5 protein-coding genes are annotated in these 8,940 nt (G+C 74.0%); all 5 read left to right on the top strand.

Annotation, left to right across the window (positions count from 1 at the left end):
* Nucleotides 1–3: 3 nt before the first annotated feature.
* The 5 genes from ITX44_RS42865 (at nucleotide 4) to ITX44_RS33210 (ending at nucleotide 8,934) form a co-directional block, all read left to right on the top strand.
* Nucleotides 4–5,814: a type I polyketide synthase gene (locus tag ITX44_RS42865; RefSeq protein ID WP_205362237.1), complete on the top strand. Its 5,811-nt coding sequence runs from the start codon at nucleotides 4–6 to the stop codon at nucleotides 5,812–5,814.
* Nucleotides 5,811–6,596 carry a 3-oxoacyl-ACP reductase FabG gene (gene fabG, locus ITX44_RS33225; RefSeq protein ID WP_205362231.1) on the top strand — a complete coding sequence of 262 codons (786 nt, stop codon included), beginning with the start codon at nucleotides 5,811–5,813 and terminating at the stop codon, nucleotides 6,594–6,596. The genes ITX44_RS42865 and fabG overlap by 4 nt, the downstream gene beginning before the upstream one ends.
* A gap of 79 nt (nucleotides 6,597–6,675) precedes the next feature.
* Nucleotides 6,676–7,887 (top strand): cytochrome P450, encoded by a 1,212-nt coding sequence (locus tag ITX44_RS33220; protein WP_205362229.1) that lies wholly within the window; start codon nucleotides 6,676–6,678, stop codon nucleotides 7,885–7,887.
* A gap of 8 nt (nucleotides 7,888–7,895) precedes the next feature.
* On the top strand, nucleotides 7,896–8,111 hold the full coding sequence (locus tag ITX44_RS33215; RefSeq protein ID WP_205362227.1) for a ferredoxin: 216 nt from the start codon (nucleotides 7,896–7,898) through the stop codon (nucleotides 8,109–8,111).
* Between the two features lie 79 nt (nucleotides 8,112–8,190).
* A complete protein-coding gene (locus tag ITX44_RS33210; protein WP_205362225.1) occupies nucleotides 8,191–8,934 on the top strand; it encodes a thioesterase II family protein in 744 nt (247 codons plus the stop codon).
* Nucleotides 8,935–8,940: the final 6 nt, after the last annotated feature.

The following is an 8,940-nucleotide window of genomic DNA, read 5'->3' as shown; positions in this document are numbered from 1 at the left end:
CAGGTGAGCGAAGTGACACAGCCACAGCCACAGCAGGACCGGGACCGGGAATCCCGCGAGGACCGGGATCTCGACCGCGTCGCCGTCATCGGCATGGCCGGCCGCTTCCCCGGCGCCGGCGACGTGGAGACCTTCTGGACCAACCTCGAACAGGGCCGGGAGGGCATCACCGTCTTCTCCGACGAGGAACTGACCGCCGCGGGCGTCGACCCGGCGCTCCTGGCCCGGGACGGCTATGTCAAGGCCAAGGGCGTGCTGGACGGCGCCGACCTGTTCGACGAGGGCTTCTTCGGCTACAGCCCGCGCGAGGCCGAACTCCTCGACCCCCAGCACCGCGTCTTCCTCGAATGCGCCTGGCACGCCCTGGAGTCCGCCGGCGTCGACCCGGCGCGATTCGACGGCCGGATCGGGGCCTTCGCGGGCGCCGGCCTCAACACCTACCTGCTGTTCAACGTCATGAACAACCGGCGGCTCCTGGACGCGACCGGCCTCCACCAGGTCGTCCTCGCCTCCGACAAGGACTTCCTGGCCACCCGTGCCGCCTACAAGCTCGACCTCACCGGCCCGGCCATGACCGTCCAGACCGCCTGCTCCACCTCTCTGACCGCCGTGCACCTGGCCTGCCAGAGCCTCATGAACGGCGAGTGCGACATCGCCCTGGCCGGCGGCGTGGCCGTGACCTCCCCGCTGCGCAGCGGCTACCAGTACGAGCCCGGCGGCATCATGTCCCCGGACGGCACCTGCCGCGCCTTCGACGCCGACGCCGCCGGCACCGTCGCGGGCAACGGCGTCGGCGTCGTCGTGCTGCGCCGCCTCGCCGACGCCCGCGCCGAGGGCGACGGTGTCGACGCGGTCATCCTCGCCTCCGCCGTCAACAACGACGGCTCCCTCAAGGCCGGTTACACCGCGCCGAGCGTCGACGGCCAGGCCGAGGTGATCGCCGAGGCGCTGGCACTGGCCGACGTCGACCCCGCCACCGTCGGCTATGTGGAGACCCACGGCACCGGCACCCCGCTCGGCGACCCCATCGAGATCGCCGCGCTCAGCCGGGCCTTCCGGGCCGGCACCCAGGAGACCGGCTACTGCGCCATCGGGTCCGTCAAGAGCAACGTCGGCCACCTGGACGCCGCCGCCGGCGTCACCGGCCTGATCAAGACCGTGCTCGCCCTCAAGCACGAGGCGATCCCGCCGACCCTGCACTGCGAGCGGCCCAACCCCGGTCTGGAACTGGAGACCAGCCCCTTCTACGTCAACACCGAACTGCGCGCCTGGCCGCGCAAGGAGGAGCCGCGCCGGGCCGGCGTCAGCTCCTTCGGCATCGGCGGCACCAACGTCCATGTCGTACTCGAAGAGGCTCCCGACGGCCCGCCGGCCGTCACGCCAGAAGACCGGACGGCTACGGCCGAGCCCGCCGTACGGCTGCTGCCGCTGTCCGCGAAGTCCGCGACCGCGCTCGCCGAGGCCGCAGCCCGCCTGGCCGACCACCTCGAGGCCGAGCCCGACGTCCCGCTGGCGGCCGTCGCCCAGGCCCTGGCCCGCCGGGCCCGGTTCCCGCACCGCCGCGCCGCCGTCGCCCGTAGCACCGAGGAGGCCGTCACCGCGCTGCGCCGGCTCGCGCACGACGCGGCCCACGCCACCGCGGCACCCGACAGCGCCCCGGTCGCGTTCCTCTTCCCCGGGCAGGGCGCCCAGTACCCCGGCATGGCCCGCGGCCTGCACGCCCGGGAACCCGTCTTCGCCGCCGAATTCGACCGCTGCGCGGACCTGTTCGCCCCGCATCTGGGCGAAGACCTGCGCGCGCTGGTCCTCGGCCCGGACCTGCCCGGGACCGGGCCGGAGTCCGCCGACCGGCTGCGGCAGACCCGTATGGCCCAGCCCGCGCTGTTCTGCGTCGAGTACGCCCTGGCCCGGCTGTGGCAGTCCTGGGGCGTCCAGCCGAACGCCATGGCCGGCCACAGCGTCGGCGAATACGTCGCCGCCTGCCTGGCGGGCGTGTTCTCCCTGGAGGACGCCGTACGCCTGGTCGCCGCGCGCGGCCGGCTGGTCCAGCAGATGCCGCCCGGCGCGATGCTGAGCGTCTTCCTTTCCGAGCGGGAGACCGCCGCCCGACTCGGCGACGGCCTGTCGATCGCCGCCGTCAACTCCACCGCACTCACCGTGGTCTCCGGCAGCCCGCAGGCCGTCGACGCCCTCGAACAGCGGCTCGGGGACGAAGGGGTGGGTTACCGCCGGCTGCACACCTCGCACGCCTTCCACTCGCCCGACATGGACGCCGCCGTCGGACCGTTCACCGACGAGGTCCGCCGCGTGGCCCTGCACGCGCCGGCGATCCCGTTCCTCTCCGACGTCACCGGCACCTGGATCACCGACGAGCAGGCCACCGGTCCCGAGTACTGGGGGACCCATCTGCGGCAGCCGGTACGGTTCCGCGACGCCCTCGACGTGCTGCTCGCCGACCCGGCGCTGGTGCCGCTGGAGGTCGGCCCGGGCCGGAACCTGACCGGCTTCGTCCGCGCGCACCGCGCCTGGACCGACGGCAGGACCGCCGCCGGATCGCTGCCCCACCCCGGCGACCGCACCGACGACTCCGCCCACCTGCCGGCGAACCTCGGTGCCGTGTGGAGCGCCGGCGTCGCCGTGGACTGGGCCGCCGTCAACGGCCCCGCCCGCCACCCCGCCGTCCGGCTGCCCGGCTACCCCTTCCAGCGCCGCCGCTACTGGGTCGAACCCGCCGAGCGGGCCGGCCGTGCTCCCGAGGCCGCGCCGGCCGGCCCGTCACCCGCCGACTGGTTCCACGTCCCCGGCTGGAAACGCCTCTCCCGGCCCGCCCGGACTGCTGCTCCCACCGGCGACACCTGGGTGGTGCTCGGCGCCGGCCTCGCCCTCGGCGACACCCTGGCCGACCGCCTGGCCGCCGCCGGCGACCGCGTCGTACGCGTCACCGCCGGCACCGCCCTGGCCGGCGACGGCGACGCCTGGACGGTCGACCCCGCCGACCGGGCTCAACTGGAAGCGCTGGTCGGGTCGTTGGCCGCGCCCCCTGTCGCGGCGGGAGGGGACGGGGCCGGGGACGAAGCGGCCGCGAGCGAGGGGCGCATGCGCTTCGTCCACCTGTGGAGCACCGCCACCGCCCCCGGGGGAGACGTCCCGCCGCGGCACCCCACCCGCGAACGCCTCGACGCCGCCCGCCGCACCGGCTTCGACAGCCTCCTCGCCCTGGCCCAGGCCCTGTCCTCCGGCGAGCGCCCGGCGGTGCCGGTGACCGTCGACGTGCTGTGCCGGGGCGTGTACGACGTCACCGGTGACGAACCCCTGGCACCCGAGAACGCGCTGTTGCTCGGTGCGGCCACCGTCATCCCCCAGGAGACCGCCGACACCTCCTGCCGCGTCCTGGACGTCACCGGCACCGATCCCCACGCCCCCCAGGACGACGCCGTACGGGCCCTGCTCATGGTCCTCACCGGCACCGGGGACGAACCCGAACTCGCCCTGCGCGGCCGCCACTGGTGGCACCGCACCTTCGACCCCGTACCGCTCACGGCTGACGGCACCGGCCTGCGCGACGGCGGCGTCTACCTGATCACCGGCGGCCTCGGCGGTATCGGCCTGTCCATGGCCGAACACATCGCGGCCGCCGCCGACCGCCCCGTACTCGGCCTGCTCGGCCGCTCGCAGTTCCCGCCGCCCGCCGACTGGGACACGTGGCTGTCCGCCCACGACGAGGCCGACCCCACCAGCACCCGCATCCGCCGGCTACGGCACATCGAGGGCCTGGGCGCCCGGGTCCTCGTGCTGCGCGCCGACATCACCGACGAGGAGCAGACCCGGCACGCCGTCGCCGAGCTGCGGGCCGCCGCCGGTCCGCTCAACGGGGTCGTGCACGCCGCCGGCAACCCCTCGCAGGGCATGATCGTGACGAAGTCCCCGGACGACGCCGACAAGGTGCTCGCCGCCAAGACGCACGGCGTCCTCGTCCTGGACCGGGCCTGCGGCGACGACGACCTGGACTTCATGCTGCTGTGCTCCTCGGTCACCGCCGTGCTCGGCGGCCCCGGCCAGAGCGACTACGCCGCGGCAAACGCCTTCCTCGACGCTTTCGCCCAGTGGAAACGCCGCGAGAGCGGCGTCCCGGTCACGGCCGTCGGCTGGGACACCTGGCAGGAGGTCGGCATGGCCGCCGGCCTCGGCGCCCGGTTCGGCGCCCCGGCCGGCACCCCGCTCACCGACCACCCGCTCGTCCAGCGCCTGGTGAGCAGCACGCCCACGTCCCGCACGTACGCCACCGTCCTCAGCACCGCCGAGAGCTGGATCGTCGCCGACCACCGCATCCAGGACCACGGCCTGGTCCCCGGCACCGCCTACCTCGAACTGGTCCGGGCCGCCGTCGCCGGGCAGGCCGCCGGGCGGGGCATCGAGATCGGCGACGTGCAGTACCTGGTCCCCGTCGTCGTGCCCGACGGGCAGATCCGCGAGGTCTTCACCACCGTCGAGGAACGCGACGGCCGGTGGCAGTTCGCCGTGCGCAGCCGCACCGGCGCGCCCGGGGCCGTCACCTGGACCGACCACGCCCTCGGCACCGTCGCCTTCTTCGAGCCGGAGCCGGACACCGTACGGGACCTGGACGAGCTGTTGGCGCGGTGCGGCGCCACGGAGGTCCTCGACACCGACGAGTCGATCACGCGCGGGCTGCGGCTGGACCGGTTCCAGAAGGGCGGCCCGATCGAGTTCTCCTTCGGCCCCCGCTGGAAGTGCATGCGCGAGATCCACGTCGGTCCGCGGCGGGTGCTGGCCACGCTGCGGCTCGACGAGGAGTTCCACGGCGACCTCGACCACTACCTGCTGCACCCGGCGCTGCTGGACGCGGCCGGCGGCACCGCCCGGGTGCACGTCCCCGACACCTACTACCTGCCGTTCGGCTACCGCAGCCTGCGCTTCCACCACGGCCTGACCGGCACCGTCCACGCCTACGTCGAGCTCAAGGAGTCGCCGGACTCGGCGGGCGAGACCAGCACCTGCGACATCGAACTCCTCGACCCCGACGGCCGGCTGCTGGTCCGCATCGAGGACTTCACCATCAAGCGCATCAACGACCCGGAGGACCTGCGCGACCGGATCGCCCGCGCCGCCGAGCCCGGGCCCGGCCGGGACGGGAACCCGGACGGGAATTCGGCCGCGGACGGCGCGGGCGGCGCGGGCGCGCTGCGCACCCTCGCCGAGGGCATCACCGAGCAGCAGGGCAAGGACGTCTTCGCCCGCCTGCTCGCCGCCCCGGACCTGCCCGGCCATCTCGTCGTCTCGCACCGGGACTTCACCGCCGTACGCGAGCTGGCCCGGTCCCTGACCCCGGCGCTCCTCGCGCAGGAGATGGACCAATTCGCCCCGCCCGGCGGCACCCACCCCCGGCCCGACCTGACGACCCCGTACATGGCGCCCCGCACGCCTGCCGAGCACGCCGTCGCCGACGTGTGGCGGGAGATCCTGGGCCTGGAGCGGGTCGGTGTCGACGACGACTTCTTCGCCCTGGGCGGGCACTCCCTGGCCGCCGTACAGATCGGCACCCGGCTGAAGGCGCGCCTGGGCACCGAACTCGATTTGCGCGCCTTCTTCGACCATCCCACCGTCGCCCGTACCGCCGAACTCCTGGGCGCCGCCGGCGCGGGCGCTCCGGCCGCCGGCCCGGGCGACACCATCGAGGTCCTGGCGCGCGCCGACGACTCCCTGAGCGCGGATCTCGACGCCCTCGCGGACCTCACCGACGAGGAAGTGGAAGCACAACTGCGCGAACTGCTGGCCGCCGAGGAGGACCAGGCATGACCGACCCGACTCGTACGCACGGAAACAACACCGCCGCAAGCGACAGCGCCCCCCGCGTCGCCCTGGTGGCCGGCGGCTCCCGCGGCATCGGGCGGGCCGTCGCCGTACGCCTGGCCGAGGACGGCTACGACGTCGCCGTGTGCTATGCCTCCGACGACTCCGCCGCCCGCGAGGTGGAGAAGGAGATCAACGCGCTGGGCCGCCGGGCCTTCGTGCGCCGCGCCGACGTCGCCGATCCCAACGCGGTCGACGACCTCGTGGAGGCCGTCGAGGACGCCCTCGGGCCCGTGCGGGTGGCCGTCACCTCCGCGGCGGTGCTGCGCGACCACCCGCTGATGCTGATGGAGGACGAGGACTGGACCGACGTCCTGCGCACCAACCTCGACGGGGTCTTCCACATCTGCCGTGCCGTCGTCGGGGACATGGTCAGGCGGCGCGGTGGCGCGATCGTCACCCTGTCCTCCATCGCGGGCCTGCACGGAAACGCGGGGCAGACCAATTACGCCGCGTCCAAGGCCGGGATCATCGGCTTCACCAAGTCCCTGGCCCGCGAGGTCGGCCGGTACGGCGTGCGCGCCAACGCCGTGGCGCCCGGCTTCATCGAGACCGACCCCGTACTCGCCCTGCCCGGGGAGGTACGCGACCGGTTCAGGCAGCGCGTCGCGCTCGGTCGTTACGGCCGCCCGGAGGAAGTCGCCGACCTGGTGTCCTTCCTCCTGTCCGAGCGGGCCGGCTACATCACCGGCGCCACTTTCCAGATCGACGGCGGCATGGCCACCTGATCCGGCCGATCTCCGCTGATCCGGCCGATCGGGCGGCATTCCCGGCGCAGCACTCCAGCCCACCGAAGAAAGGCTCGCGATGAACGACATGGTCTGCCCCTACCTCACCAACGGCCTGCCCAAGGTCCGGGAACGCCCCCTCGACCCGCCGGCGATCTTCGGGCAGCTGCGCGCCGAGGAGCCCATCGCGCCGATGACGTTCCCCGACGGCGCCCGCGGCTGGGTGGTCACCGGGTACGAACAGGCCCGCACGATCCTCGCCGACTCCCGGTTCAGCTCCAAGGCGGCCCAGAAGCACCTGGCCTTCGCCTCGGACCTGGCGACCGACTTCGACCTGGAGAAGGACCTGCCGCCCGCGCAGTTCGAGCACATGGACCCGCCCGAGCACACCCGCTACCGCAAGCTGCTCACCGCCGAGTTCACCGTGCGCCGGGTGAAGACGATGGTGCCGCAGATCGAGCGGATCGCGGCCGGCCGGGTGGCCGCCATGCGCGCCAAGGGGCGGTCCGCCGACCTCGTCAAGGACTTCTCCGTGCCGATGTCGGCGCACGTCATCTGCGAATTGCTGGGCATCCCCGAGGAGGCGCGCGCCCGCTTCGAGGAGCTGTCCACCCAGGCCCTGAGCCTGGACAAGAAGCCGGAGGAGACCAAGGCGGTGCTGGACGGTCTCGTCGGCCTCATCGGCGAGGTCGCGATGGGCAAGCTCGAGCAGCCCGGCGACGACCTGCTCACCCGCCTGATCCACGGCGGACAGCTCGAGCCGGCCGAGATCCTCGGTGTCCTTCTGCTGCTGCTGGTCGCCGGCCACGAGACCAGCGCCAACATGCTGTCGCTGGGCACCTACACGCTGCTGCGCGAGCCGGAGCAGCTCGCCAAGCTGCGCGCCGACGAGGCACTGGTCGAGAACGCGGTCGAGGAGTTGCTGCGCTACCTCACCATCGTCCACATCGGAGTGCAGCGCACCCCCACCGAGGACGTGGAGCTCGCCGGCGTGACCCTCAAGGCGGGTGAGACCGCCCTGATCCACCTGCCCAGCGTCAACCGCGACCCCGAGCGGTTCCCGGACCCGGACACCCTCGACGTCACCCGCCGCGCCGCCGGCCACCTCACCTTCAGCCACGGCATCCACCAGTGCCTGGGCCAGCAGCTCGCCCGGCAGGAGCTGCGGGTCGGCTTCACCACCCTGCTGCGGGAGTTCCCGGAACTGCGGCTGGACGCCGACCCGGCGGACATCCCGATGCGCGACAACATGACGATCTACGGCGTGCACCGGCTGCCGGTGGCCTGGTGACCGGGACGATGCCGACCACGCGTATCACGGCCGACCCGCAGGTGTGCGTCGGCTCGGGCATGTGCGCCCTGACCGCGCCCGATCTGTTCGACCAGTCGGACAAGGACGGAACGGTGCTGGTGCTGCAACCCCTGCCGGCGGACGCGCGGATCGGGGACGCCGAAGAGGCCGTACGGGGCTGCCCGTCGGGCGCCTTGCGGCTGGCGGAAGGATCGGCGGAATAGCCGGCGGGACCGGGCGGTGCCGGCCGCCGGGGCCGCGGGGACGGCGGCCCCGGCGGCCGTGAGGCGAAGGAGGAGCGACGTGCGCAATCCGTGGTTCGGCCGCGGCGAGCCCGGACCGGGGCCCGCGATCCGGCTGTTCTGCCTGCCCTACGCCGGCGGCAGCGCGGCCGCCTACCGTGACTGGCCGGCCCTGGCGCCCGCCGACATCCAGGTCTGCCCGGTGGAACTGCCCGGCCGCGGCGGCCGCTTCGGTGAGCCGCCGTTCCTGCGGATGCGGCCGCTGGCCGGTGCGTTGGCCGCGGCGATCGCGCCGTATCTGGACCGGCCCTTCGCGGTGTTCGGGCACAGCATGGGCGGCCTGCTCGGCTTCGAGCTGACCCGGACCCTGCGCCGTCGCGGACTGCCGCTGCCCGCCCACCTGTTCGTCTCGGCGACCGCCGCCCCGGGCACCCCGCGCGCCCGGCCGCCGATCCACGGGGCGCCCGACGCGGAGGTCGTGGCCGAGCTGCGCCGGCTCGGCGGGACACCCCGCGAAGTGCTCGAGGACGGGGAACTGATGGCGCTGACGCTGCCCACGATCAGGGCCGACTTCTCGGCCCTGGAGACCTACGAGTACCTGCCGGAGCCGCCGTTGCCGGTGCCGGTGACCGTCCTCGGCGGCACCGACGACCCGCTGGTGCCGGTGCGGGACCTGGACGGCTGGCGCGGGCAGTCCGCCGCCGGCGCCCGGCTGCGGGTGCTGCCCGGCGGCCACTTCTACGTGCACTCCGCCGCGGCCGAGGTCATGTCCGTCGTCGCCGCGGCACTCGCCACCCCTGTCTAGCCCGCG

The organism is Actinacidiphila acididurans (genome assembly GCF_016918855.1).
Lineage (GTDB): Bacteria > Actinomycetota > Actinomycetes > Streptomycetales > Streptomycetaceae > Actinacidiphila > Actinacidiphila acididurans.
The sequence above is the reverse complement of the archived record's forward strand: the minus strand, read 5'-3'. Positions and strand labels throughout refer to the sequence as shown.

Bases quoted from the DNA above. Each gene is read 5' to 3' on its own strand.
- fabG (WP_205362231.1), top strand. From the start codon at position 5,811: ATGACCGACCCGACTCGTACGCACGGAAACAACACCGCCGCAAGCGAC.
- ITX44_RS33220 (WP_205362229.1), top strand. From the start codon at position 6,676: ATGAACGACATGGTCTGCCCCTACCTCACCAACGGCCTGCCCAAGGTC.
- ITX44_RS33215 (WP_205362227.1), top strand. From the start codon at position 7,896: ATGCCGACCACGCGTATCACGGCCGACCCGCAGGTGTGCGTCGGCTCG.